Source organism: Pseudoalteromonas sp. QJM3NY_22 (assembly GCF_056173065.1).
On record NZ_CM149655.1, the window covers coordinates 1,560,908 to 1,585,863 of the forward strand.

22 protein-coding genes and 1 pseudogene are annotated in these 24,956 nt (G+C 39.4%); 13 read left to right on the forward strand and 10 right to left on the reverse strand.

The window, feature by feature from the left end:
- Positions 1 to 40: 40 nt before the first annotated feature.
- The gene (locus AC0VZ4_RS06970) at positions 41 to 1,300 is read left to right on the forward strand and encodes an IS4 family transposase (RefSeq protein ID WP_337119945.1); all 1,260 of its coding nucleotides are present in this window, start codon (positions 41 to 43) and stop codon (positions 1,298 to 1,300) included.
- Positions 1,301 to 1,458: 158 nt separating this feature from the next.
- On the opposite strand, the gene AC0VZ4_RS06975 is transcribed toward AC0VZ4_RS06970, so the two are convergent.
- Both AC0VZ4_RS06975 and AC0VZ4_RS06980 read right to left on the reverse strand, forming a co-directional pair.
- Positions 1,459 to 1,782, reverse strand: a complete 324-nt coding sequence (locus AC0VZ4_RS06975; RefSeq protein ID WP_002959968.1) for a hypothetical protein — start codon at positions 1,780 to 1,782, stop codon at positions 1,459 to 1,461.
- Between the two features lie 291 nt (positions 1,783 to 2,073).
- Positions 2,074 to 3,171, reverse strand: a complete 1,098-nt coding sequence (locus AC0VZ4_RS06980) for an ISAs1-like element ISPsesp1 family transposase (RefSeq protein WP_475439755.1) — start codon at positions 3,169 to 3,171, stop codon at positions 2,074 to 2,076.
- Between the two features lie 75 nt (positions 3,172 to 3,246).
- Here AC0VZ4_RS06980 and AC0VZ4_RS06985 point away from each other — a divergent pair.
- A pseudogene (locus AC0VZ4_RS06985) lies at positions 3,247 to 3,911 on the forward strand (alpha/beta hydrolase family protein); the annotation flags it as partial.
- Between the two features lie 78 nt (positions 3,912 to 3,989).
- Here the strand turns inward: AC0VZ4_RS06985 and AC0VZ4_RS06990 are convergent.
- The gene (locus tag AC0VZ4_RS06990) at positions 3,990 to 4,562 is read right to left on the reverse strand and encodes a hypothetical protein (RefSeq protein WP_008139086.1); all 573 of its coding nucleotides are present in this window, start codon (positions 4,560 to 4,562) and stop codon (positions 3,990 to 3,992) included.
- A 391-nt stretch (positions 4,563 to 4,953) separates the two neighbouring features.
- On the opposite strand from AC0VZ4_RS06990, the gene AC0VZ4_RS06995 reads away from it, so the two are divergent.
- Complete coding sequence (locus tag AC0VZ4_RS06995) at positions 4,954 to 6,213, forward strand: IS4 family transposase (protein WP_337119945.1); 1,260 nt, start codon at positions 4,954 to 4,956, stop codon at positions 6,211 to 6,213.
- On the opposite strand, the gene AC0VZ4_RS07000 is transcribed toward AC0VZ4_RS06995, so the two are convergent.
- Entirely contained in the window at positions 6,179 to 6,544 is a 366-nt protein-coding gene (locus tag AC0VZ4_RS07000) for a hypothetical protein (RefSeq protein ID WP_475441292.1), read from the reverse strand. The genes AC0VZ4_RS06995 and AC0VZ4_RS07000 overlap by 35 nt on opposite strands.
- Positions 6,545 to 6,701: 157 nt before the next feature.
- Positions 6,702 to 7,904 (reverse strand): bifunctional alpha/beta hydrolase/OsmC family protein, encoded by a 1,203-nt coding sequence (locus AC0VZ4_RS07005; RefSeq protein ID WP_475441293.1) that lies wholly within the window; start codon positions 7,902 to 7,904, stop codon positions 6,702 to 6,704.
- Between the two features lie 267 nt (positions 7,905 to 8,171).
- Here AC0VZ4_RS07005 and AC0VZ4_RS07010 point away from each other — a divergent pair, with 267 nt between their 5' ends.
- Positions 8,172 to 9,011 carry an isopenicillin N synthase family dioxygenase gene (locus tag AC0VZ4_RS07010; RefSeq protein WP_197102624.1) on the forward strand — a complete coding sequence of 280 codons (840 nt, stop codon included), beginning with the start codon at positions 8,172 to 8,174 and terminating at the stop codon, positions 9,009 to 9,011.
- Between the two features lie 200 nt (positions 9,012 to 9,211).
- Entirely contained in the window at positions 9,212 to 10,606 is a 1,395-nt protein-coding gene (locus AC0VZ4_RS07015; protein WP_475441294.1) for a DEAD/DEAH box helicase, read from the forward strand.
- Positions 10,607 to 10,727: 121 nt separating this feature from the next.
- On the opposite strand, the gene AC0VZ4_RS07020 is transcribed toward AC0VZ4_RS07015, so the two are convergent.
- Together AC0VZ4_RS07020 and AC0VZ4_RS07025 are read right to left on the reverse strand one after the other, a co-directional pair.
- On the reverse strand, positions 10,728 to 11,471 hold the full coding sequence (locus AC0VZ4_RS07020; protein WP_475441295.1) for a DUF3307 domain-containing protein: 744 nt from the start codon (positions 11,469 to 11,471) through the stop codon (positions 10,728 to 10,730).
- Positions 11,471 to 12,094: a hypothetical protein gene (locus AC0VZ4_RS07025; RefSeq protein ID WP_475441296.1), complete on the reverse strand. Its 624-nt coding sequence runs from the start codon at positions 12,092 to 12,094 to the stop codon at positions 11,471 to 11,473. Before AC0VZ4_RS07025 ends, AC0VZ4_RS07020 begins: the two co-directional genes overlap by 1 nt.
- 137 nt (positions 12,095 to 12,231) lie before the next feature.
- Here AC0VZ4_RS07025 and AC0VZ4_RS07030 point away from each other — a divergent pair, with 137 nt between their 5' ends.
- The 8 genes from AC0VZ4_RS07030 (at position 12,232) to AC0VZ4_RS07065 (ending at position 21,369) form a co-directional block, all read left to right on the forward strand.
- A complete protein-coding gene (locus AC0VZ4_RS07030) occupies positions 12,232 to 12,735 on the forward strand; it encodes a LabA-like NYN domain-containing protein (protein ID WP_341603927.1) in 504 nt (167 codons plus the stop codon).
- A gap of 174 nt (positions 12,736 to 12,909) precedes the next feature.
- Positions 12,910 to 13,830 (forward strand): NAD(+) diphosphatase, encoded by a 921-nt coding sequence (gene nudC, locus AC0VZ4_RS07035; RefSeq protein WP_008139076.1) that lies wholly within the window; start codon positions 12,910 to 12,912, stop codon positions 13,828 to 13,830.
- Between the two features lie 9 nt (positions 13,831 to 13,839).
- Complete coding sequence (locus AC0VZ4_RS07040) at positions 13,840 to 15,021, forward strand: cystathionine beta-lyase (RefSeq protein WP_008139073.1); 1,182 nt, start codon at positions 13,840 to 13,842, stop codon at positions 15,019 to 15,021.
- 143 nt (positions 15,022 to 15,164) lie between these two features.
- The gene (locus AC0VZ4_RS07045; RefSeq protein WP_008139071.1) at positions 15,165 to 15,992 is read left to right on the forward strand and encodes an ABC transporter permease; all 828 of its coding nucleotides are present in this window, start codon (positions 15,165 to 15,167) and stop codon (positions 15,990 to 15,992) included.
- On the forward strand, positions 15,989 to 16,897 hold the full coding sequence (locus tag AC0VZ4_RS07050) for an ABC transporter ATP-binding protein (protein WP_007377980.1): 909 nt from the start codon (positions 15,989 to 15,991) through the stop codon (positions 16,895 to 16,897). The genes AC0VZ4_RS07045 and AC0VZ4_RS07050 overlap by 4 nt, the downstream gene beginning before the upstream one ends.
- On the forward strand, positions 16,897 to 17,271 hold the full coding sequence (locus AC0VZ4_RS07055) for a PH domain-containing protein (protein WP_007377979.1): 375 nt from the start codon (positions 16,897 to 16,899) through the stop codon (positions 17,269 to 17,271). Before AC0VZ4_RS07050 ends, AC0VZ4_RS07055 begins: the two co-directional genes overlap by 1 nt.
- 248 nt (positions 17,272 to 17,519) lie before the next feature.
- Positions 17,520 to 18,323: a putative porin gene (locus tag AC0VZ4_RS07060; RefSeq protein WP_007377978.1), complete on the forward strand. Its 804-nt coding sequence runs from the start codon at positions 17,520 to 17,522 to the stop codon at positions 18,321 to 18,323.
- Between the two features lie 769 nt (positions 18,324 to 19,092).
- The gene (locus AC0VZ4_RS07065; RefSeq protein WP_475441297.1) at positions 19,093 to 21,369 is read left to right on the forward strand and encodes an acyl-CoA dehydrogenase; all 2,277 of its coding nucleotides are present in this window, start codon (positions 19,093 to 19,095) and stop codon (positions 21,367 to 21,369) included.
- Between the two features lie 172 nt (positions 21,370 to 21,541).
- Here AC0VZ4_RS07065 and AC0VZ4_RS07070 read toward each other — a convergent pair whose 3' ends face one another.
- The 3 genes from AC0VZ4_RS07070 to AC0VZ4_RS07080 all read right to left on the reverse strand — a co-directional run bounded on the left by AC0VZ4_RS07070 (position 21,542) and on the right by AC0VZ4_RS07080 (position 24,892).
- Entirely contained in the window at positions 21,542 to 22,720 is a 1,179-nt protein-coding gene (locus tag AC0VZ4_RS07070; RefSeq protein ID WP_096792381.1) for an IS4 family transposase, read from the reverse strand.
- 278 nt (positions 22,721 to 22,998) lie between these two features.
- Positions 22,999 to 23,433 (reverse strand): hypothetical protein, encoded by a 435-nt coding sequence (locus tag AC0VZ4_RS07075; RefSeq protein ID WP_475441298.1) that lies wholly within the window; start codon positions 23,431 to 23,433, stop codon positions 22,999 to 23,001.
- Between the two features lie 133 nt (positions 23,434 to 23,566).
- Positions 23,567 to 24,892: an IS4 family transposase gene (locus tag AC0VZ4_RS07080; protein WP_475439885.1), complete on the reverse strand. Its 1,326-nt coding sequence runs from the start codon at positions 24,890 to 24,892 to the stop codon at positions 23,567 to 23,569.
- Positions 24,893 to 24,956: the final 64 nt, after the last annotated feature.

The window sequence follows — 24,956 nt, forward strand, 5'->3', positions numbered from 1 at the left end:
TAGTTACGCCAATAAAAACATGACTAAAAGCAGAGTTCACATGCAGATTAACCAAGTTTCAAACCAATTAAAAGCCCTTATCTCAGAAAAACACCTCATTGAGCTTGCAAAAACCTCTGGATTTCAAGTTCGACACCGTTGCCTGTCGATCGTTTCTCTGCTCAAAGCCGTATTTAAAAGCTTATCTTGCCTGCAAGACGCTAACTTGTCAGATATCCATCAAAACTTGCGAACGCAGGCTGATTGCACGATAAGTTATAAACCCTTTCATAATCAAATTCGAAAACCAGCCTTGACTGAGCTTGTCCGTGAGCTCGTTATTCAAGCGATGTCTAAATTGACTGTAAACACGCTGGATAAAACCTTTTTTACCCAGCGAGGAATACAGCGAGTGTTATTGCAAGATGGTTCTTCATTTGCTCTACATGATGAATTAGCGCAGGTTTTTGCTGGTCGTTTTACTGCTGTAAGTCCTGCCGCAATTGAGTTGCACGTTACCTATGACCTATTTAATGAACAACCCTGCGAAATAGATATTCGTCCCGATGTTGAAACTGAGCGCGCCTTTTTACCAGGTAGCCACACACTTGAAGATACGTTATTACTTGCTGATGCTGGGTATTTTGACTTAGATTACTTTGAGCAAGTAGCTCAAGATGGCGGATATTTTTTGATCAGAGCAAATAAAAACATTAACCCAATCGTTACATCAGCTTATTGCGCGGGTATAGAACTTAAAGAAAAGAACATTAAAATCAAAACGTTACTCGATAAATTCGCAAGCCAACCACTTGAATTAACAGTACGTTGGAAGAAAAATGGGCCCGAGTACAGGCTTATCTATTTACCGAATGAAAAGCGCCCCGTTTTCCTTGTTACTAATTTAAAAGAGGCACAGTTTAGCTTTGACGAGCTACTCGATATATATGCAACTCGTTGGCAAATTGAGTTGTTTTTCAAAGAACTAAAGTCATGGAATAACCTTAAAGGGTTCATCACACGAGATCCTCATATTGCCGAATCATTGGTTTGGCTGAGTATACTGCAAACACTTATCAAGCGTTTTATCTGCCATAGTGCAGCGGGTATGTTTAAGTGTGCGATCTCGACATTTAGAGCGAGTAAGTGCAGTTATCTTTGGTTGGATGATATTCTGGATTGCATAGAACAAACACGGTGCAGCCATAAGATACATCGTGTATTTGAGCTACTAGCGGTAAATTGTAAGCGGCAAAGCATTGAGAAAAACAATGATATTTGCCGTTTTAAGATAGGAAGTCACACGGTCTGTGTTCCTTAAGAACTAAGCTATGAGCGAATGCTAAGTTTGATCGCTTCGAAGCACTAAATTTGCTTACCAGCCTTAATATAGAACTATGTGATTAATTTAGTTTAATATGATTACATATCTAGAAGCGACAGCTTGGCTGGGCTTCTAGATACTGCGTGACTGCGTAATTAACGGCTAGGGCCATTTTTATTACGTGCACTGGCTAGTTGTCTTGCGATTTCTAATAACGCTGGTGAAATATCTTCAGCGCCATCTTTAATTAGTTTTGTAACGTCACCTGACGAAAACAAACCGTCACGTGGTGATTTAATACCTAACTCACGAACAAAATCCTTCGTTTTACCTGTGCTGCCTGTTTCAATAAACTTAAAAATGATACGTTCATTGTTGTTTTTAGCAGGGGTTTTTAGCGTTTCGATTTCGTCATGTATTGCCGTTAGTTTGTCTTCTAAAATTTCTATACGTTCTTGAATGCTATTGTATGATTTCATTTATTGGATCTTTTACTAAATATATTTAAACAATGGCGACTATTATCGCATAGTTTGACAATAGAGAATGCAAACCTATAAAGTAAAAGTTATTTTTAATTAAAAACAATAATTTATATAAGTTTAAATATGCAAAAAACACTTAAAAAGCTTTTTATATTAAGCGCACTAGTTCTAAGTGCATCATTAATAAGTACATCAGTAATCGGCGCAACAAGCTATGCAAACGATGGCGTTATAACTGATGATAGCCGTAATCGGACAGGGCGCGAGCATACTTTGTTAAAAATGTTAACCAAAAAGAAGTTCTTCTCTAAAAGCATCATCATAACAAGCTCTTACACACTTACTTCTTATTGACCCCTTGCTTTTCGTATGCTGCTTTATCATGTTCCTAACGACGCGTCTAAATAGTGCCATATGTTGCGCACTTAATGGCTCATGTATTTGACAGGCATCTTCTTTAAATACGACATCCAGTATCCAGTGTTGCTGATTTTCTATCAGCCAATGTTGTCTTATTGCTTTACTTATCAATATATTGTCTGTCAACGATGTTAGGTAGTAATGTGTGTCAATACTCGTTCTATTACCCTTCGTTCGCTCTCGCTGTACCGCAACGATTGTTCTAACTGATGGCCAGCTCTCTTTAATTTCACTCGGTAATAAACGCGCATCAAGACAATCTATCGTGCGTACTTCTTTTCGCCCATGCCCTTCATCTTGTGTTACATGACTAAGTATCTCTGAGTTTTCAGATTCATACTGGTGTGTAAATGCATCTTGAATCGCGCTATAAAGTTTCTTTTGATTACCCTTTGCTTGCACTAGATAATCTGCATGTCTGCTAATTAGCTGTTTTAGCGTTTCTTTTTGGCAGTGCAAAGCATCAAGTGTAATAACGGTGTTATTGATATCGAGTATTTTCAATAAATCCCGAACTGCCGGTATTTCATTCGTCTTACTGCCAACTGTTTGGTGGAATAATGTGAGACCTGCCTCACAATCAAATGCTGAGACGAGGTGTAATTTATCAGCAATGTGTTTACTTGCTCCGCGAATAGTTTTGCCATCGAAGGCAATGACAGGATGCGCTGACTTAACGCGGTTTTGATTGACCCAGCTATACATCGCGAGTAGTAATGAGTCAGTATCAACGGTTCTAAAAATCCGAGCAATACTATGTCGAGTGGGTATGCCATTTTTGAAAGAACGAAATCCTCTTAACCAATTAAGCTTACTTTCGCCATAGACTTCAATGTCTTGCCAGTTTTCACACCCTGATGTAACGGCAGTAATAATAAGAAAAAGCACATCAACTAAGTTATGGTGCTGATTTATATGTGAACGATTATCTTTGACGAGTTCTAAATGTGAGAAGAGTGACATAATAAGTTTAAGGTGATGAAATTTATGGTATTAGATCATAAAATTTGTTTATTTACAAAGTGTGATCCCGCCCTGCGTAATCGGACTATTCCTATCAATATCACACTACCAAGTAACAATGCTAAGTGCACTGAACAAGTAACAATGCTAAGTGCACTGAACAAGTAAAATGCCCTGTAGCGTTTATTAACGCAGGTTACGGGATTAGCCATAACGGGTATACGTTTGCCAGTAATGCGTTTAATCAGCGTGGATATTTAACAATAGCCGTTGGACATGAGCTAAAAAGTGACCCTTACTTAAACCGTGAGCAGCCTTACTTAACCACTCGCATGGAAAACTGGCATCGTGGCGTAGTAACGCTTAAGTTTTTAGTTAATGAGCTATCGAGTAAATACCCAGCATACGAATTTACAAAACTCACCTTATTTGGGCACTCAAACGGCGGGGATATTTCCGCATTATATGGCTCTATTTATCCAAACGAAGTTAGCACTATTATTACGCTCGATCATCGCCGCATGTTGATCCCGCGCAATAAAAACATTCGCGTACTTACTCTACGCGGTAGTGATTACCCAGCTGATGCGAATGTGCTGTTAAACGATTCAGAGCTGGATAAATTTCCTGTTACACAAACACTAATAGAAAAATCGCGCCATAACGATATGTACGATGGTGGACCAAAATGGCTGGTGGATAGAATGAGTAAAGAAGTAGTGGCGTTTTTAGATAATTAGGCAAGATATAATCAAGCCAACTTTAAGCTGACGCAGAATTTTGAGTGGTATTAAACAAAGCATGTATATTATTGCAGGTTACCCTTGCGGTGTAGCAAACTGTTTTATTGGTCGTTCTTTTATTTCCATATCTTCTGTAGGCATTGTTAACAGTGAATAGTTTGTTCTAATTGTGATGATATCGGCAAACTTACCATTAATGTACAAGTTTACAAATGGAGTAAGTGTTCCCACCATATACCTTTTCCCTGGCTCTAATGCAAACCTCTCTTCTATGCCCTTTAGCTCTATAAACTTGACTTCTAGCGGCTCGAATTCTAATGATGATAATTGCTTGTAGGCACGTCTGCGTCCCTGTATGGGTTGCTCTGAAATACCTGTATCTAAATTATTCTCTTTTAAATCGTAGTATCTACTTTCTTCAAATACATACATCGAATTTAAATCGATTCCTTGTTCATTAAAAGCGAGAGAGCTTAGCTTAACTTGATACGGGGTTGTGTTAGCTAGTCTAATATTCGTTGTACACTTAGTATCTAGATGACAAAAAGTGAAAGAGGAGGTAGCGATAGGGCTTTCTTTAACTTCTTCAGACTTAACAAGAGATGAGTAACTTATTAAACAAACTATGGAAATAATAATTTTTTTCATTGGGCTGCTCGTACTGCATTTTCAAATGCGTATGAAGAGGATAGAATTTCTTTCCTATATTGGGCGTTTTGATTTATTCGTGCGTTTCGAGCGATTATATTAAGCTCTTTCATAGCTGTTCTAGCGTTATATGCTGTATCTTCAGAAGTCCATACCGCGTGACTAAACTCGTGAACGATAGTATCAACTTTTCTGTCAGTTCCTACTTCGAAAAAGCTCTTACCAAACCCTATAATCCCATATCTGTCATAATAAGTAGCATCGCCAAACCCTGCGCATTTATAAAGCTTATGAGGAGTTCATAGGTTGGATCTTAAGAAAGCTTGAAGTTGAACTCTGTTAATGATCAAATAGTTACGCCAATAAAAACATGACTAAAAACAGAGTTCACATGCAGATTAACCAAGTTTCAAACCAATTAAAAGCCCTTATCTCAGAAAAACACCTCATTGAGCTTGCAAAAACCTCTGGATTTCAAGTTCGACACCGTTGCCTGTCGATCGTTTCTCTGCTCAAAGCCGTATTTAAAAGCTTATCTTGCCTGCAAGACGCTAACTTGTCAGATATCCATCAAAACTTGCGAACGCAGGCTGATTGCACGATAAGTTATAAACCCTTTCATAATCAAATTCGAAAACCAGCCTTGACTGAGCTTGTCCGTGAGCTCGTTATTCAAGCGATGTCTAAATTGACTGTAAACACGCTGGATAAAACCTTTTTTACCCAGCGAGGAATACAGCGAGTGTTATTGCAAGATGGTTCTTCATTTGCTCTACATGATGAATTAGCGCAGGTTTTTGCTGGTCGTTTTACTGCTGTAAGTCCTGCCGCAATTGAGTTGCACGTTACCTATGACCTATTTAATGAACAACCCTGCGAAATAGATATTCGTCCTGATGTTGAAACTGAGCGCGCCTTTTTACCAGGTAGCCACACACTTGAAGATACGTTATTACTTGCTGATGCTGGGTATTTTGACTTAGATTACTTTGAGCAAGTAGCTCAAGATGGCGGATATTTTTTGATCAGAGCAAATAAAAACATTAACCCAATCGTTACATCAGCTTATTGCGCGGGTATAGAACTTAAAGAAAAGAACATTAAAATCAAAACGTTACTCGATAAATTCGCAAGCCAACCACTTGAATTAACAGTACGTTGGAAGAAAAATGGGCCCGAGTACAGGCTTATCTATTTACCGAATGAAAAGCGCCCCGTTTTCCTTGTTACTAATTTAAAAGAGGCACAGTTTAGCTTTGACGAGCTACTCGATATATATGCAACTCGTTGGCAAATTGAGTTGTTTTTCAAAGAACTAAAGTCATGGAATAACCTTAAAGGGTTCATCACACGAGATCCTCATATTGCCGAATCATTGGTTTGGCTGAGCATACTGCAAACACTTATCAAGCGTTTTATCTGCCATAGTGCAGCGGGTATGTTTAAGTGTGCGATCTCGACATTTAGAGCGAGTAAGTGCAGTTATCTTTGGTTGGATGATATTCTGGATTGCATAGAACAAACACGGTGCAGCCATAAGATACATCGTGTATTTGAGCTACTAGCGGTAAATTGTAAGCGGCAAAGCATTGAGAAAAACAATGATATTTGCCGTTTTAAGATAGGAAGTCACACGGTCTGTGTTCCTTAAGAACTAAGCTATGATGAGGAGTTAAAAGCATGGAGCCGATAAGGTTTATTAGTTTACGAGCTTGGCGAATAAGAAATGTTCGTGTTGCTTCAAATTTAGCCGAATTAACAAAACCGTATTGTTTCATAATTGATTCGAATTTTTCTTTTTTCTTTTCATCTAAGTTAGCAGGGTTGTGCAATATATTAATAAAAGTCGTTAATGCTTTTGGGGTAATTAGCATAGCTAATTCAATTTGTTTCAGCTCAGATAGAGTTAACTCGATACCTGTTTTGTTTGTTACTTCGTAAATTGAAAAGTTATTGCGCTCATAGTAAGTATTTTTATTCATACTATTTATACCTATCCTTGGTTATATAACTTTACTAACAAATTACTAGAGTCGTACCTATTATTCAACCTCTATATTTTATCTCAGATTGTGAGATTACTTTATTGTTCATCTAAAATAGCCCAGTGTGACCTGCGCTATTTTAATTTTACGGCAGTTATTCTACCAGTTCACTTACAATAACTGGGTTGTTATGTAGTGTTTTATGCACAGGGCATTTGTCGGCTATTTCGAGTAAACGCTGGCGTTGTGGCTCTGTTAAGTCGCCACGTAAAGTGATTTTACGGGTAATGGCTTCAAGGTTACCGGTTTGCTCACAATCGTCGCAATCTTTGTTGTAATCGCGAGTGTGATCAAGCTCTACTTTTACATGCTCCAGTGGTAAGTTTTTACGTGTAGCGTACATACGCAATGTCATTGCCGTACAAGCACCAAGCCCCGCTAATAAGTGATGATACGGATCGGGACCTAAGTTTTTACCGCCTACTTTTATTGGCTCATCTGCAAGCCAAGTATGATCTTTTGTACTTACGTGCTGAGTAAATACATGGTCTTTTTCTTCAACAAGTACATTGCCACCCGTTAAACTTGCCGTGTATTTAGTTTTGTCGTACTTAACATAACGGTTTGCCCACGTTGCAATTATTTGTGCAGCGTAGTCAGCATCGTTTTTATTTGTTAAAAGGTGATCGGCGTTATCTAGACTAATAAAGCTTTTAGGGTGTTTAGCTGATGCATAAATTTTTTCAGCTTCACTAATATTTACCGTCGCATCAATAGGGGAGTGCATTACTAATAATGCGCGCTTAAGTTTACTTATGTGGCTTTTATCGTACTTGGCTATATCGTCAATAAATTGCTTTTTAATGGTAAATTCACGACCAGCTAAGTTAACTTTAGCTTCACCTGCTGCGTTAATTTCATCAAGGTGTGCTTCAAAGTTATGCGCTACGTGCTGCGCATCTGACGGTGCGCCAATGGTTGTAATAGCCGATACTTCAGGAATATGCTCAGCAGCAGCAAGAACGGCTGCCCCGCCTAAACTGTGGCCAATGAGTAGTTGCGGCGCCGCAAAATGCTCACGTAAATGATTTGCCGCTGATACTAAATCTTGAATGTTTGATGAAAAGTTACTGTTAGCAAAGTCGCCATCACTATTATCTAAACCAGTAAAGTCAAAACGCAGTACGGCAATCCCTTGTTGTGTGAGTGCACGGCTAATCCGTGTAGCTGCTGCAATGTCTTTACCGCATGTGAAGCAGTGTGCAAATAGCGCGTAAAACTTAATATCGCCAGATGGGCGTTCAAGTTGGCCGGCAAGTTCTAAATCGCCGCTTTTAAAAGATACTTTTTGTCGCATGAGAAGCCTTATTTACACAAATAAAATATATTCTAATAATAGACCAGGTTTAGTTACTAAACCTTGAAAATTCAACGTTTTTTTATTAGTTTATCTTGTTCAAGCAAAGTGTCAGAGACCATGCTTTGCGGACATATGTCCTTATGTTTTTGAGGTCATTTGTCTATCCTCGCATAGCGCTATAATGAAGGCTTTGCTACTTTATATAAGTAATTTAGCACTATTAAAAGCAACTCACTTCACACAACCTATTCACTGGAACGTACAATGCAATTACCTACTGTTGATTATAAAGCTCCCGATGCGGCTGCACAATTTGTTGAATCGTTAAGAAATACTGGATTTGGCGTTTTAAAAAACCACCCAATCCCGCAGTCTTTAGTTGAGTCTATTTACAAAAATTGGCAAGACTTTTTTAACTCAGAGCAAAAGCACGACTTTTTATTCTCTAAAGAAACTCAAGACGGTTATTTTCCGCCTTCAGTATCTGAAGTAGCGAAAGGCTTTACAATAAAAGACATTAAAGAGTACTTTCATGTGTACCCTAAAGGTCGCGTTCCTGCCCAGCTTGAAGCTGATGTACGTCAATACTACCGTTTAGCAAGTGAATTTGCTGGCACGTTGTTGAGCTGGGTTCAGGCTGAAGCACCAGCTGATGTGCGTGCTAAGTTTTCAATTGATTTAAAAGACATGATTGCCGATTCTGAGCAAACATTGTTACGTATCCTACATTACCCACCAATGACGGGTGATGAAGAGCCAGGTGCTATTCGCGCAGCAGCCCATGGCGATATTAATTTATTGACTGTATTACCAGCTTCGAATGAGCCTGGTTTACAAGTTCAAAAAACAGATGGCGGTTGGTTAGACGTGCCATGTGATTTTGGCAGCTTAATTATTAATATCGGCGACATGCTACAAGAAGCGTCGGGCGGGTATTTTCCATCGACAATTCACCGTGTAATTAACCCAACGGGTAAAGCATCTACTAAATCGCGTATTTCACTACCGTTATTTTTACACCCGCATCCAGATGTTGTGCTTTCAGAGCGCTACACGGCAGATAGCTACTTGCAAGAACGTTTGCGTGAGTTAGGTGTTAAGTAACTCTAATACTTAGAGTAATTAAGTATAAATATAAAACGGCCTATGGCCGTTTTTTGCATTTTTGAGCAACTTGATCACAGGTTTAATTTTAATAAACTATGCTCAATTGCCTGCAACGTAAATAATGGCATGCATTCTTAGCTACTACAGGTATAATGCGCGCAACTGGCTAATGTAGCCTTATTTAAAAGAGAGTTTATATGAGTTTTGAAGGTTTAGGTTTATCACAGTCTTTGGTTAATGCGGTTTTAGAAAAGGGCTATGAAACGCCAACGCCGATTCAGGCTCAAGCAATTCCTGCAATTATTGAACGCCGTGATGTTATGGCAGCAGCACAAACAGGTACAGGTAAAACAGCAGGTTTTACATTACCCCTTATTGAGCGCTTGTCGTCGGGCCCTAAAGCTAAAAGTAATCACGTACGTGCGCTTATTTTAACGCCTACACGTGAACTTGCTTTGCAAGTAAGTGAAAACGTTGAAGAGTACGCTAAGCATTCTGATGTGAGCTCATTTGTAGTTTACGGTGGCGTTAAAATTAACCCACAAATGCAGCGTCTTCGTAAAGGTGTTGATATTTTAGTAGCAACGCCGGGTCGTTTAATCGACTTACATAATCAAAATGCAGTTAAATTTGATAGCGTTGAAGTGCTTGTACTCGATGAAGCTGACCGCATGTTAGACATGGGCTTTATTCACGACATTAAACGCTTAATTGCTAAAATGCCTGCTAAACGTCAAAATTTGATGTTTTCGGCTACATTTTCTGACGAAATTCGTGCATTAGCAAAAGGGTTAATTAATGACCCAGTTGAAATTTCAGTTGCAGCAAAAAATACCACAGCGAAAAGTGTTACTCAGTGCGTTTACGCGGTAGATAAAACACGTAAAACAGCATTGCTAAGCCACTTAATTCGCACTAACGATTGGCAACAAGTATTAGTGTTTAGCCGGACAAAGCACGGTGCTAACCGCTTAGTTAAACAACTAGAGCGCGATGATATTGTAGGCGCGGCTATTCATGGTAATAAATCACAAGGCGCGCGCGTAAAAGCACTTGATGGCTTTAAAAGCGGTGAAGTACGTGTACTTGTAGCAACAGACATTGTTGCACGTGGTTTAGACATTGTTGAATTACCGCATGTTGTTAACTACGACTTACCAAACGTATATGAAGATTACGTTCACCGTATTGGTCGTACTGGCCGTGCTGGTGCGTCGGGTCATGCGATTTCGTTTGTAACGGTAGATGATGCAGTAGATTTATACGGTATTGAACGCTTTATTGGTGAGCTTATACCACGTGCTGAAGAAGATGGTTTTGAGCCTATTAATCCAGTAGCTGAACGGGCATTAGATGCTCGTCCGTTACCGGCTAAAAAGCCTAAGAAAAAACAGCCTTTTAATAAGCCTAAATCTGATAGCAGCAAGCCTAACAGCAAAAAGCCAAATAATGGTGGTAATGGTACCGGCCCACGCCGTGGTGGTTCTAAAAAGCCAGCTGCTAAAACAGGTGATAACGCGCAAAACCCATGGGCAAAGCGTGAATCTGTCGGCGGTAATGGCCAACGCCGTCGTCGCACAAATAACGATTAATGATTGCATTGGCGTTTAATTAATTTAGAATTTAGTTAAACGCTGATACAAAAAAACGCGCTACCTTCTCAATAGAAGTCGCGCGTTTTTTATTGTCTGTAATTTGTACTTACTGTATTGCCTACCTGATTAAATAGTTAATACCCAAGCCTACAAATAAAGTCACACTTACGCTAAGTAATGTGCCGAGCATAACGTACTCGGTAAGTTTTTTATGTTCACTGTCACTTAAATCGCCAAACCTAAATACCGATTTTGCGGCAAGTAAAAAACCAAGCCCTGCAAATTGGTCAAGCAATATAAAGCTCAGCATAAGAACGCGCTCAAGCATGCCAATGCTTTGCCCTGCAAGCACTAAGCTACCCGTACTTGAAAAGTTACTTGTTAAACGCTCTAGCATCATTCTTATAAATACGGCGCTAGGACTTAAAATAATTAAATAACCGCATACCACCCACAGTATCTTGGGATCAGTGAGCATATTGTTAATTGCAGCCATAAAGCTGCTGTTATCAGTTAGCCAAATACAAAGCGCAATAATAACGAGTATGTGCGCTATTTGATCTATTAAAAAAGGCACTACGCCTTTATTAGAATACGATTTTGCTATATCAATAAAGTAATGGCTCAACATAATGCTTGCTGTGGCAATTAAAACACTGCTGAGTTGCTGCCAGCCAAATGTGTATTCCCAAACGGTAATGATGACTGCACTTGTTACACTATGCACGAGTACATGAAAATAAAGTTTACTGGCTTTAAAATGACGAGTGTTTATATCGTTTACCCAACTCATAGGTTGCCAGTAAAAGTCAGCAAGTAAGTGGCCAATAATAAGTGCGACCAGTAAAAGTGAAAATTCCATTATTCACCTCCTTTAATTATATTTTTTATAACGTGTTGTGTGTGCTCAATAAAGCGCTCTATAAGTTGGTAGTGCGCTAAATTTAGTAGTTTGGTTACATTTTCTCGGCTTGTTTTAAGCTCTTTAGCGAGTGCCGCGTGGCTGTTGTCTGATGATGTTAAATAAACATACAGGGCATTTGCTTGTTTTTGTGTGATTTTAGTGAGCAATACGTCAGCAAAGGCTAAATTAAGGTTTAAGCTTTCATTGAGTTGCTGCTTGTTAATATTAAAAACAAAACGTTGATTACCTATTTTATCAAGGCCTTGCCCCGAAAGGGTAAAAGCAGAGCCGGTTGCTGTTTTTATATCACTGCGTGGATTATCTATTTGCCCAAGAGCCAAGCTTTGGCGCAGCTCATAACCTGACGATTTAAGGTGTAAATATACAAGTATGGCATTTTTAAAAAGGAGCTCAGGATTATTAATTTGTAACTGAAAGGCATCGCCTCGGTATATATTCCAAAGGGTTTGCTCACCCGAAATATTTCGCAAACTTTGCTCTAGTTGATAAAGCATGGCATCGTATTGCTGCTTAGGGATTGTTTGCGATTTAATAATATCGCCGCTGATCACACCAATCATAAAAATCTCAAAATGGTTACTTTTTAATATGTAACCAATATTGGTTACATAGGGGTATGTAACTAATCTAGGTTACTTAAATATAAATTGCAAGGTACACTTATTTTAATTGCTATTAATCCTCATTAGGACACTAAATGACTTTACAAAACGAGCAGCAAAGCACAAAACCACGAGTTGGTATTTTTGTTGATGTGCAAAATATTTATTATACGTGCCGCGAGAGTTACGGGAAAAACTTTGATTACAATGCGTTTTGGCGAACGATGGAGTCGCAATACAATATTGAGTGTGCTTTTGCGTATGCTATTTATCGAGGTGATGAAAAGCAAAATCAGTTTCAAAATATTTTGCGTGCGATTGGTTTTGAGGTAAAACTAAAGCCATTTATTCAACGCCGTGATGGAAGTGCTAAAGGCGATTGGGATGTAGGTATAACAATAGACATGTTAGAGCAGGGTAAAAATCTGGATAAAGTTATTTTGCTCTCTGGCGATGGTGATTTTGCTTTGTTACTTGGGCATTTAAAAAATCAATATAATGTACCGTGCGATGTATACGGTGCTGACAGGTTAACCGCTGAGGTATTAAAACAAAGCGCAGAGCAATTTCATTTAATTGATAATACTTTGCTACTTTAACAGTAAAAAATAGTTAAAAAAGTGCAAGCTAAGTGCCTGCAACATGAGAGATTTTAATGCAAAGCCATAATAGATGAATTAAGCCTTATATAGGCTTTTTTTATTACTGTAATCAATTGGGTTTGCTAAATGATTATGGTAATTTTAAAGCATAACGAGTTACCAAGGACTTACATGCTTCATTACAGCAACATGCCACTAGATAGAGGCTCAAATTTTCGTAAAGACCCATCGTGGCTTAAAGCGCAAATGTCGGCGCAAAGTAAATGGGTTTTAGTTAAAAATAATCAAACCCTATTTATTAAAGATACCCCTAAAGTAAGCTATTTAACGTATCAGCAAGTGGCACATTTAGATTTAACGAGTGCTATTTTTGTTGGTTTAAACAATGCTAAACATGGTGTGTTTGCATTGGATGTTTCTGATCTGGATGAAAGCGTACTTTCGCCTTTAATAGAGGGCGCTCAGTTTTTTGATATTCGCCAATATGGGCCTCAAGTAACCATTAAATATGCCTCAATAGCCGCCCTTGCGAGAGGGTTATGTTATTGGCACGCCACGCACCGTTTTTGTGGGCGCTGCGGTAGTAAAAACCGTTCAGTGGAAGCAGGGCATTCTCGTATATGTGAAAACGAAAACTGTAAGCATCCTACATTCCCGCGTACCGATCCTGCGGTAATTATGGTCGTTACTAAAGTCTTTGCTGACGGAGTAGAACGCTGTTTATTAGGTCGCCAAGCTGCGTGGCCCACTGGTATGTATTCGTCGCTTGCTGGATTTGTAGACCCAGGGGAGACACTGGAACAAGCTGTTGCGCGTGAAGTTAAAGAAGAGGCAGGCATAGAGGTTGATAACGTACGTTATGTTGCATCTCAGCCATGGCCGTTCCCATCGTCAATTATGCTTGGCTTTTTTGCACAGGCGACATCTGAGCAAATTAACGTAGATAAAGAAGAGCTAGACGATGCAAAATGGTTTAGCCGTGAAGACTTAGCGCAATTTGGTAATTGGCACGAAGAAGGGGAGCATTTAAAGCTGCCTAGAACCGATTCTATCTCTCGTTATTTAATTGAGCATTGGCGCACAAACCCTTAAGGATTAACAATGTCGAGTAAAAGTAATAAAAACACTCAGCTGGTATCATCAGGGCGAAAAAAAGCCTATACACATGGCGTAGTAAATCCCGTTGTACAGCGTGCATCTACCATTGTATTTGATACTGTAGCCGATTTAAAAGAAGCAGCTAAAACCCGTGGCGATAAAACGTTATTTTATGGGCGCCGAGGAACAACAACACACTTTGCACTACAAGAAGCGATTACAGAACTTGAAGGCGGCGAAGGCTGTGCACTATACCCTTGTGGCGCAGCGGCGATTAGCCAAGTATTTTTATCGTTTTTAAAAACCGGTGATCATATTTTAATGGTTGATAACGTGTACGAACCAACTCGCGATTTTTGCGATAAAATTTTAGTGGGACTGGGCATTACAACAACCTACTACCCGCCAACTATTGGCGCAGGTATTAAAGATTACATTCAGCCAAATACCAAAGTGTTGTTTTTAGAATCTCCAGGTTCTATTACGATGGAAGTGCAAGATGTACCCGCTATGGTAAAAGTAGCCAATGAGCATAATGTAATGACCATGCTTGATAACACCTACGGAAATGGCTTGCATTATCGCCCGTTAGAGCACGGTGTTGATATTAGTATTCAAGCTGCAACAAAGTATATTGTTGGCCATTCAGACGTGATGATGGGGGTGGCTGTTGCTAATAAAAAGTATTGGCCAACCTTGCGCGAAAACTCATACTTATTAGGGCAATGTACCAGTGCCGATGATGCGTATTTAGCACTTAGAGGGCTGCGTACAATGGGTGTGCGTTTAAATCAACATGAAAAAGCAGCAATAGAAGTAGCTAAATGGCTTGAGCAACATGAGCTTGTTGATCATATTCGACACCCTGCATTTGAAAGCTGCCCAGGGCATGAGTTCTTTAAACGTGACTTTGATGGCAGTAATGGGTTGTTTTCATTTGTTATGAAAACCGGCAATCAAAAAGCGATTGATGCATTTTTAGATAGCCTTGAGCATATTAAAATGGGTTTTTCGTGGGGCGGTTTTGAAAGCTTAGTAACGGCTAATTTAACTATGAAAGGGCTGCGCTCAAATACAGGCTGGGATTTAGGGCCGGTTATTCGCCTGCACATAGGCCTTGAAGATGTTGAAGATTTAATTAGCGATTTAAGCCAAGCACTTGAGGTTTATAAGCAGTATTTATAATTTATATCGCAATTTATGTTGTTACATTTAAATGTATTGTTACAAAGCTCACCACAGGTGAGCTTTTTTTTGCTGGTAATTCAAGGTGTTTACACTTAGTGTGGATAAATACACAGAAAATAAAAAGTCATTAAGGATAGTCAATGGCAACACCATTACCGATAAACGTAGGGCGATTAACGCAAATAGCGGGATTTGAGCTTGTACGTATGTTTTTAACTAAACGTGGACTTATTGCATTAGCTGCCTTTGCATTGGTGTGGCTAATAATACTGCGCTACCCAATAGGGCAGGCAGTAGGCATTGTAAGTGCGCCCGATTTTGAGCAAATAGCCCGTGATATATCAGGTTCTATTGGTTTAAGTAAATTATTGGATTGGCCTGAGGCCGAATTTGCTATGTACTGGTTAATAGCCCTGTATAGCTTTCCTGTTTTTGGTTTATTTATTTGTAGCGACCAAACGGTAGGCGACAGAGAGCGCGGCACACTAAGGTTTTTATCACTGCGCTCCACTCGCTTTGAAATACTGTTTGGCCGTTTTTTAGGGCAGCTAGGAGTATTAGCCTGCTTAGTGGGTATAACGCTTGTGGCTACGCTCGCGGTACTAGGGTTTAGAGATCCTAGTTTACTGGCTGGTGGTTTTGCTCGTGCGCTTTCTATCTTTTTAATATTAGTGATTACTCTGTGCCCATTTGTAGCACTTATGACGTTAATTAATACCTTTGCTCGCTCATCGCGTTTATCTATTGTATTGGCAATTTTATATTTTGCAGCAGGCGGTATTGTTGTGGGAATACTACAATGGCAAATACCCGCATTAGGCTTGCTTGATTATTTATTTCCGGGTGTGCAAATAGAGCTATTAGCGGGGCAAAATTTACCATTATTGAGCGCTGTGGCTATTCCCCTTGTGCAAACTGCAGTGCTACTAAGCGTTGCTCAACGTATTTTTGCAAGGAGCTCACTATGAGACCATTAATTACAGCTAGCGGTTTGAGTAAATCGTATGGTGCAAAACTTGCGCTTAATAATGTGGACTTTGAAATTAACAAAGGCGCGCCAGTGGCGCTTGTTGGGCCAAATGGTGCGGGTAAAACTACCTTATTTAGTTTGTTGTGCGGCTATATAGCACCAAGTAAAGGCAGCCTTGAAATATTAGGGCATAAACCTGGTAGTGCTGCTTTATTTAATAAAGTAAGTGCATTACCGCAAGACGCACAACTTGACCCCCGCTTTAACATAGACAAGCAACTCGCCTTTTATGCAAAGCTACAAGGTATGGGGGCAAAGCAAAGCCAAACTGAGGCGCTACGTGTACTTGATTTGGTTGGCTTAAAAGAAATTGCAAAGCAGCGTGCAGGGGACTTATCGCACGGTATGCGCAAGCGCGTTACGATAGCGCAAGCACTTATTGGCGCGCCACAAATTGTAATGCTTGATGAAGCAACCGCAGGGCTTGATCCGATTCATGCCAGAGAAGTACGTGAGCTTGTATCTGAATTAAGTGAGCAGGCTACATTTATTTTAAGCTCTCACGATTTAACAGAGCTTGAGCGACTATGCTCACAGGTACTTCATTTAGATAAAGGCGTACTAAGCGAACATCAAACAAAAACTAATAATACAGATAAACACTTTTATACATTAATGCTAAGCGAGGCTTATCAAAATGTTGAGCAACAGCTTCAAGCAATTGCAGGTGTGAGTCGTGTGTATATGAGCCAACATAAAGAATATGTAGTTGAGTATCAGCCAACGAGCGATCCACTTGATATTGCACTACTGAATTTTTGTCATCAACAACACTGGCAGTACAGGCAGTTAGTTAATGGTCATACATTAGAGAATCAAATATTTAAACAGGAGAAAGTATAATGGGTTTACTTAGCGGACTTATGGGTAATGCAAGTGAAGTTGACGATTCTGATTTAGAAAAAATCCTCGCCAATACATTAATTGACGGCGAGCAAGTAGAAAAAGCATATAAAGTAGTACGTGATATGTTTATTTTTACTAATAAGCGCTTAATTTTAATTGATAAGCAAGGTATGACCGGCTCTAAAATGGAAATGGTGAGCATTGCTTACTCTAAAATAACGAAGTTTAGTAAAGAAAGTGCAGGCCATTTTGACTTAGATGCCGAGCTAAAAATATGGGTTGGCTCTGATCCTACACCAATTAGTAAAGAATTTAAGTCTGGCGATAACATTAATGATGTTTATCGAATTATTAGTCAACATGCACTTTAGGTACAAATTGCATTGTATTTATTGGCTTTTTCATTGATGCATATTTTAAGTAGTTGTTGACTAAATGTAGCAACTACTCTAAGTTAACATTTAGTAACAATAATTTATAATTTATAATTTATCTAATAAATACAGGTGGTTAGTTGAGCTGTCGTTCAGTTTTGATTCAGTTTTTAGGCGCTAGGATGTGCCCCGACTTTAGCAACACAGCTAGAGCGTAAAAAGTAATATACATAGGGAAATTAAAAATGAAAAAGTTAGCCGTTATTATTTCGAGCATTTTATTATCAAGCGCTGCAACCACTGCAATGGCCGCAGATACTTACCAATCAATCAGCCATGTAGGATACATGGACACTGATGGTAATGACACGGTGAGCGTTGACTCAACTTATTATTTTTCTCCAAAAGCGACTTTAGGTCCTTACGATCAATTTGAGTACATCAATAAGCAAACAAATGTTTATGGTGCATACAGTGATAATGACTTTGGAGATGTTACTCGCGTTGGCGGTGAGTATTTTGTAGAAGATTTTGTATTAGGTGCACAGTACAATAATATCGATAGTGATTTTGGCTCAAGCACGGATGTAATTGAACTTTCTGCTGGTTACTTCTTTAATCCAAACCTTGTACTAAAAGCAACGTTTGTAGATTTCGAAGATGCTGACAATCATTTTATGTTTGACTTAGCATATAACCACGAATTAAACAGCACTGATTACATCGGCTTTACAGTAACATCAGATGATGAGTTTGATTACCGTGCAGTAGCAGCAAAGTACTTTGTTGATTTACAACAAGGTAACTACTTAACTGTTGAAGGTAAATTTGAAGATGTTGATGGCGGTTCAAGTAACTGGGAATTAGCATCTAACTACTATTTCAGCAAAGCAACATCGGTTTTTGTTACAGTTAATAAAAATGATGATTACACTCTTGGTGCTCAACACTTTTTCAACAACAATGTTGGTTTAGAAGTAGGTTATGGCAATAACTGGGATGATTCTGATTATGATGCTTACTTTGCAAATGTAAGCTTACAGTTCTAATTCAGCTGTAAATTAGTAATATAATACTAAAAGCCCGCTCAATTGAGCGGGCTTTTGCGTTTAGCACTATTTATCAGCGGCAGTTACGGCCTTCATTTTGCTTCGCGTGTACTTCTTTTGAGTTTTTCAAGTTTGCGTATATTCATACCAATTCCAATAAATAGCTGATCTATTTTACTTGCTAAAAACAACCCATTTCTTTGTTGTAAATTTCGCAAAGGGAACAACCATTTACATCAATTTACGCCTAGAACTGAATTATTTTTCGGCGTAAAATTTAGATCACATACTTAATGGAATTGGTATCGCACTGCACGGTTCAGTTCTTTTTCTGTTTTTTATTATAAATGCATTTGCATCTTAAGCAGTTACGGCTTTTTAATTTGTGTTGAATCTCTCGTATCTATGATATTCCTTAATTTATTATTTAACCTGAACTCTGGTTAAGAGATTTAGTAACGTATTGAATCATGGTGATATTTAAATTTATTTTCTCTAGCCAGAGGTTTTCAGTGAAAACAAGGCGAATTTACGCGTCAACAGCGGGCCTATTGCAAGTAAATTCAACACAGTTAGCGCTGAAAATAGCTGCTTGAGATAGATTTATTATCCATAACCCAGCTTATTTAGATCAAAGATAATAGTAGTGAATTTTTAAATAATAGAATGAATGCGTTGAGGCAATAGAGTCACTGCGCAAGGATTGTATTTAAACTAAGATGGGTCATAATTGAGCTACTATTTAATTCAATGTGTAAGGAATGTGCGCATGTCAGTATTTATTATTTTACTGGTTGTGGTGGTGGTTATTTTTGCAGTTAAAGATATACGCCTTAATCTGATCAGTAGACCCACGTTTAAAATGTTCAAAAAGGTACTTCCGCCGCTATCGCAAACAGAGCGAGAGGCGATGGAAGCAGGTGATGTTTGGTGGGATGGTGAGTTATTTAGTGGTAACCCAGACTGGCAAAAACTGCACCGCTTTCCTAAACCAGAGCTTAGCGATAAAGAAAACGCATTTATGGCTAACCAAGTAGAAACCTTATTGGCGATGCTTGATGATTATCAAATTGTACAAAAAGACAAAGACTTACCAAAAGAAGTGTGGGATTACCTAAAAACAGAAGGTTTTTTTGCACTGATCATTCCTGAAAAATTTGGGGGGCGTGAGTTCTCCGCAATTGCTAATTCAACGATAGTGTCAAAAATTTCGACTAAAAGTCTAACTGCCGCCGTCACTGTTATGGTGCCTAATAGCTTAGGTCCAGGCGAATTGCTTCTTCATTATGGTACTAAAGAGCAGCAAGATCGTTGGCTGCCAAGTTTAGCTAATGGCACAGATGTGCCTTGTTTTGCATTAACGGGCCCAGAGGCGGGTTCTGATGCTGGCAGCATTCCTGATTCAGGCGTGGTGTGTATGGGGGAGCACAATGGCGAGCAAGTAATAGGCCTGCGTTTAAATTGGTCAAAGCGCTACATTACACTTGCACCAGTGGCTACTGTACTAGGCTTAGCGTTTAAAATGTATGATCCAGATGCTTTATTAGGTGATAAAAAAGAGCTGGGTATTACGTGTGCGCTTATACCAACCGATCATCCGGGTGTTGAAACGGGTGAGCGTCATTATCCGCTTAATATGGCCTTTATGAATGGCACAACGTACGGTAAAGATGTATTTATACCACTCGATTGGATTATTGGTGGACAAGAGTGCGCAGGACGTGGTTGGAGAATGCTTGTTGAGTGTTTAAGTGCAGGGCGTGGTATATCGCTACCAGCATTAAGTGCAGCAACCGGGCACTTAGCTTCAAAAATGACATCGGCATACGCCATGGTACGCCAGCAGTTTGGTGTATCTATAGGGCAATTTGAAGGTGTGCAAGAGGCACTTGCGCGTATTGGTGGTTTAACTTACACACTGGAGTCGTGCAGATTAATGACCGCAGGTGCGATTGATTTAAAATTAAGTCCGTCGGTTGTAACAGCGATTGCTAAATACCATATGACTGAAATGGGTCGTACGGTAATGAACGATGCAATGGATATTCATTCAGGTAAAGGAATTCAAGTAGGGCCTAATAACTATTTGGCGCATGGTTATATGGGGATTCCGGTATCAATTACGGTAGAAGGCGCGAATATTTTAACGCGTAATTTAATGATATTTGGCCAAGGTGCAACACGCTGTCATCCATTTGTTTTAAAAGAAATGGAAGCCGCTGCAATGGAAGATGACGACGCAGCACTTGAACAATTTGATGGTTTATTAATGAACCATATAATATTTGCAGCAAGTAATGCAGGTATGGCATTTATGCATGGCTTAACACGTAGCTACTTTGCTAAAGCGCCTGTAGGTGGTGAAACGGCTATTTATTATAAGCAACTGAGCAGAATGAGCCGAGGCTTAGCTATTTGCACAGACGTGGCTATGTTAATGCTTGGCGGTGAGCTTAAACGAAAAGAAATGATATCGGCACGTTTGGGTGATGTATTAAGTCATTTGTACTTAGCATCAACTGTTTTAAAACGTTATGAAGACGAAGGGCGCCAACAAGCTGATTTACCATTTGTAAAATATGCAATTGAGAACTCATTATTTGAAATTGGCCAAGCGTTTAATGGCTTCTTTAAAAACTTTTCAAATCCGGTTGTTAATTTTACCCTTAAACGTATCGTGTTCCCGCTTGGAAATCATTACCACAGACCAAGTGATGAAATAGCACAAAGTATTTGCGAGCGTATGACTCAACCTGGAGTATTTAGAAACCGCTTAACGCATTTATGTTATGTAGATGAAAATGCAGGTACAGGGGTAATGGAAAGTGCATTTTTAGCTATGCATGATATGCAAGCGCAGTTTAAAGACCTAAAACAATGGCAGCGTAAGGGTAGTGTACCTGCAACGCTTGATATTGAAGGCGCTATAAATTATGCACTTGAAAATAAGTTGTTAGAGCAAACGGATGCTGATGCTATGCATCATGCTAATAAGTTACGAATGAAAGCCATTGCAGTTGATAACTTTCAACCAGGTGAGCTGTAGCGCAGTACTTTAAATACTAGGGCGTGTTGACCCTTCGTGGTTGAATTTGCAGCAGGCTGTTTGGTTTTTAGGCAAGGCAGAGCCTATGTAGTGTGGTTATTCCCCATAAATGGGCGATAACGCAGCATAAATGCCAAACATGCGCTGCCCTTAGGGCTGAGGGATCCCCACTTTATCCAGCGGCCTCTTTTTGATAATTAAAAATAAAGTTTTTTAAACTTTTTTCTATATAGCTTTGTGTAATACGTCTCTTACATAGCTTTATGACTTGCTTGGCTAAGGTTAAAAATGAAAGAACTCGGCGATTCTTAACACTATTTGCTTGAAATTTTATATGCCACTTTCTTTTTTCTGCTTCACACCCTATAAACCATAACGCAGTGCTCGCTATTGTGGCTATCAAGCATAATATTCCTATTCTATTTATGCCGGTGCTTTTACTAAAACGCCACGAAAAACCATATCTCAAACTTTTGTCATCGCGGAAATTTTGCTCTATTTGCATTCTTTTACTATATAAACCAACTACTCGCTTACTCGTCATTGTATTGTCTGATGTCGCGAGTAACCATGGCTCTTTCGCTAAGTTTTGATACATTTTTGTATCTTTCGTAAATCTGCTTTTTCCTTTTCTTCCTTTATTTTTTCCATGATATACGTGTAAAAATGCATCGCATGCTGTCGGGCTGGACTGAGTTAGTCTTGCTTGACCTAACGCCTTTGGTATATCGCTGGCACCAGCCCTAAGTTGTTTTAATGTATGCCATTGTGATTGCATGGCTAGTTTACACTTCATTGAGCCTCTTAATCGACCTATCATATGCCAACCAAGTTCGCGTACTTTACTATACCAAGGCGTAAGAAAGCCGCCGTCTGTTACAATATAGACACTAGGATGTCGTCCAAGCACTTCATAAAGTTCATCTAAAAACAGGCTGTTGGTTGCTGGGCTATCAAAATTCTTCTGCTCAACAATCATGTTATAAATCACGATAGAGCGCCCATCCACAAGTAAGCTTGCTCGCAGTAAGTGATAGTCGTGACCACAGGCACCGCTCCAGTCAACGGCAATTGCAAGCATTGGTAAAGAGTCGATAATAGGATGAGCTAATGCTTTATAGATAGCGACCCTTTCATTGTAGAGGTGAGTATTTTTTAAGAAGCGATCAACGCGTTTTATTTTATGTTTTACATCCACAGCGCCAGACAAATTTCTGCCGATTTCAGTTAAGGTAAGTTTATTGCCCGAAATTAATGCATTACTGCAGCTTAGTAATGTTTTTACTCTGGCATTATTGAATGGCGCTAATGCATGTTTAAAGTACTTATGGCAAACTGATGTGTCAGGCATAGCAGTTGTGACTTATGTGGGTTGTGGTGATTTACATAAGATCATAAATTGCTGTGCCTGTCACGTTTTGGGGATTCGTCAGCCCTTAGGGTTCTTTCTAGGGACGATTAACTCTTTGTTGCTCGGTTTTTACTTAGCCCACTAGGTTACAAACCTCGCGCCGCGATTAAATCGCCTCTAGATTGAACAAACTTCAATCCACAAAGATCAACACGCCCTAGCTAAAGCGAAAAAGGCCTTACAAATGTAAGGCCTTTTTTATGTGTAATACATTTATTTTAACGAGCGTACGGGTCGGCAACTATTTTATCTACGTACCATTTTCCTTTTTTACGAAGCATTTTAACACTGCGCATTTCATCAATTTTCCCGCCATTTAGGGTGCCAGTAAAAATCAAATTTATTTTAGCTTTATCACCATATTGTTCTCGTAAACTCATATTTGACATGTTGACTTCAATAATTACCTCATCATATTGCATGTTTATCAAGTTACGAGAGAATTGTTTAGCTGTTCCGTAAGATTTCATTATGCGAGTTAGGTTAGGTGTTGCCATTTTGCTGGCTTTTTGAAGGTCTTTTTGGTTATAAAGTGCATCAAAATAAGCGGTTGCTGTATCACCTGGACTATCGCTAGATATTTTGGCATCGTCGCCGCAACCTACAATAAATAGGCAAGTTATGACACTTAGAATAGTTAGTAGTTTTTTCATTGTTATCATTATTGTTGTTGATTAAGCTTTTTAAAGTGTGTGGCTAAATTATGAATATGTAAAGAGGGAGGCAATATTTAAGGACTGATCTTTCGATAAATAATAAAAAAGGATGCCATAAGCATAATGCCAGTCAGTTAACAGCTGACTGGCGTTTTTTATTGGGGTATTTACTGGGTTTTGGTTTCACACATCTCGGATACGCCCGCTCCTGTTTTATCGGTAATATGTGATGTTCAACTTGAGCTTGTAATTGCTCTATTGATTTAGGTATCCGTCCTGCATTTTCTATAAACATTGTATGAATAAGGTTAATAATACTAATAGCACACGTCGTAAAACTCAGGTGTTTTGCATATATTCCAGACTTTTTCTGCGCCATTTTCACCATCTGATATCGGAGCAAGTTATAGCTCAACATTACGCCCCATAATTCTTGCGCTATCATCTCAGGTTTCTTGCTGCGTAGCGTGAAGTGACTATTCAGTAACGTTTGTTTCATTTCTCGATAACCAAGTTCAATTTCCCACCGTTCACTATAGAGGTCAACAATGTCAGCCTTAGGGAAACGCATTGGATCAGTCAGTGAAGTGAGTATATTCACCTCTTTCCCCTTAACCGTTTTTGTGACTAGCCTGACTTCAATGCTCTGTGGTAAATCGTCGAACTTTTTTCTCGCTTGTGCTGTTGCTTTTAGCTTGATAAGTTTGTCTTGACGACCTAAAGAGCGAACAATTTCATATTGCGTGCCTTTTCTCATCGGTTGAAGCCAATGCCTATTTTCCCCAGCATGATGCCAACGATTGAGTAAGCCTAGAGAATAGAAGCCTCTATCAAATAACGTCAGTGAGTTATCGGGTGTTGCCTCGATTAAGTCTTCAGCCAACACCATTTCACTAGTACGACAACTATCAAAGGCGCTCCCCATTAATAAATGGCTAGTTAACTCCATCAAACACACCATGCGAACCTGAGGGAAAGCCGTGTCACCATGCTGATTTTTCCACACGGAGAATGCATGTTGATTTTCAGCAGTATCCGGTGTGCGCCAAATAACACCATCAACACCCAGTAGTGATAGCCCGCACCATGTGGGATGGTTTGCATCAGCATTCCACATTTGCTGACTTTTCTCAAAAACCTGTTTAACGGCATCAGCCCCAAGCCGCTGCCTAGCCTGTACAACCGCACTGGGTGCAACGAGTTCTTTTTTACCTGGTAAAGCGAGCCCTAATTTACTGACAATACTCCACAGTGGGTCTTCACGATAAAACGACATACAAATGACTGTCCAAACGGCCATCTCAACAGGAAGCCTTCTTTTCCTTATCGTCGCGACACCAGCGGTTTCAGCGCATTGTTTGATAAAGTCAGGACATAAAAAATCACTCAGTTGACCTAAGCCTTCTGAATTGGGTGCGTAGCTATTGGCAAGAGAAAGTGCGGTAGTGAGTTGCAAAATAAAAGGCTCCTGAATAAATTCAGAAGCCTTTATAAACTAACCAGAAGATCGGTCAATGGAT

What these genes read in the sequence shown, in the direction of transcription:
- AC0VZ4_RS06970 (WP_337119945.1), top strand. Translation starts at nt 41, where the DNA reads ATGCAGATTAACCAAGTTTCAAACCAATTAAAAGCCCTTATCTCAGAA.
- AC0VZ4_RS06975 (WP_002959968.1), bottom strand. Translation starts at nt 1,782, where the DNA reads ATGAAATCATACAATAGCATTCAAGAACGTATAGAAATTTTAGAAGAC.
- AC0VZ4_RS06980 (WP_475439755.1), bottom strand. Translation starts at nt 3,171, where the DNA reads ATGTCACTCTTCTCACATTTAGAACTCGTCAAAGATAATCGTTCACAT.
- AC0VZ4_RS06990 (WP_008139086.1), bottom strand. Translation starts at nt 4,562, where the DNA reads ATGAAAAAAATTATTATTTCCATAGTTTGTTTAATAAGTTACTCATCT.
- AC0VZ4_RS06995 (WP_337119945.1), top strand. Translation starts at nt 4,954, where the DNA reads ATGCAGATTAACCAAGTTTCAAACCAATTAAAAGCCCTTATCTCAGAA.
- AC0VZ4_RS07000 (WP_475441292.1), bottom strand. Translation starts at nt 6,544, where the DNA reads ATGAATAAAAATACTTACTATGAGCGCAATAACTTTTCAATTTACGAA.
- AC0VZ4_RS07005 (WP_475441293.1), bottom strand. Translation starts at nt 7,904, where the DNA reads ATGCGACAAAAAGTATCTTTTAAAAGCGGCGATTTAGAACTTGCCGGC.
- AC0VZ4_RS07010 (WP_197102624.1), top strand. Translation starts at nt 8,172, where the DNA reads ATGCAATTACCTACTGTTGATTATAAAGCTCCCGATGCGGCTGCACAA.
- AC0VZ4_RS07015 (WP_475441294.1), top strand. Translation starts at nt 9,212, where the DNA reads ATGAGTTTTGAAGGTTTAGGTTTATCACAGTCTTTGGTTAATGCGGTT.
- AC0VZ4_RS07020 (WP_475441295.1), bottom strand. Translation starts at nt 11,471, where the DNA reads ATGGAATTTTCACTTTTACTGGTCGCACTTATTATTGGCCACTTACTT.
- AC0VZ4_RS07025 (WP_475441296.1), bottom strand. Translation starts at nt 12,094, where the DNA reads ATGATTGGTGTGATCAGCGGCGATATTATTAAATCGCAAACAATCCCT.
- AC0VZ4_RS07030 (WP_341603927.1), top strand. Translation starts at nt 12,232, where the DNA reads ATGACTTTACAAAACGAGCAGCAAAGCACAAAACCACGAGTTGGTATT.
- nudC (WP_008139076.1), top strand. Translation starts at nt 12,910, where the DNA reads ATGCTTCATTACAGCAACATGCCACTAGATAGAGGCTCAAATTTTCGT.
- AC0VZ4_RS07040 (WP_008139073.1), top strand. Translation starts at nt 13,840, where the DNA reads ATGTCGAGTAAAAGTAATAAAAACACTCAGCTGGTATCATCAGGGCGA.
- AC0VZ4_RS07045 (WP_008139071.1), top strand. Translation starts at nt 15,165, where the DNA reads ATGGCAACACCATTACCGATAAACGTAGGGCGATTAACGCAAATAGCG.
- AC0VZ4_RS07050 (WP_007377980.1), top strand. Translation starts at nt 15,989, where the DNA reads ATGAGACCATTAATTACAGCTAGCGGTTTGAGTAAATCGTATGGTGCA.
- AC0VZ4_RS07055 (WP_007377979.1), top strand. Translation starts at nt 16,897, where the DNA reads ATGGGTTTACTTAGCGGACTTATGGGTAATGCAAGTGAAGTTGACGAT.
- AC0VZ4_RS07060 (WP_007377978.1), top strand. Translation starts at nt 17,520, where the DNA reads ATGAAAAAGTTAGCCGTTATTATTTCGAGCATTTTATTATCAAGCGCT.
- AC0VZ4_RS07065 (WP_475441297.1), top strand. Translation starts at nt 19,093, where the DNA reads ATGTCAGTATTTATTATTTTACTGGTTGTGGTGGTGGTTATTTTTGCA.
- AC0VZ4_RS07070 (WP_096792381.1), bottom strand. Translation starts at nt 22,720, where the DNA reads ATGCCTGACACATCAGTTTGCCATAAGTACTTTAAACATGCATTAGCG.
- AC0VZ4_RS07075 (WP_475441298.1), bottom strand. Translation starts at nt 23,433, where the DNA reads ATGAAAAAACTACTAACTATTCTAAGTGTCATAACTTGCCTATTTATT.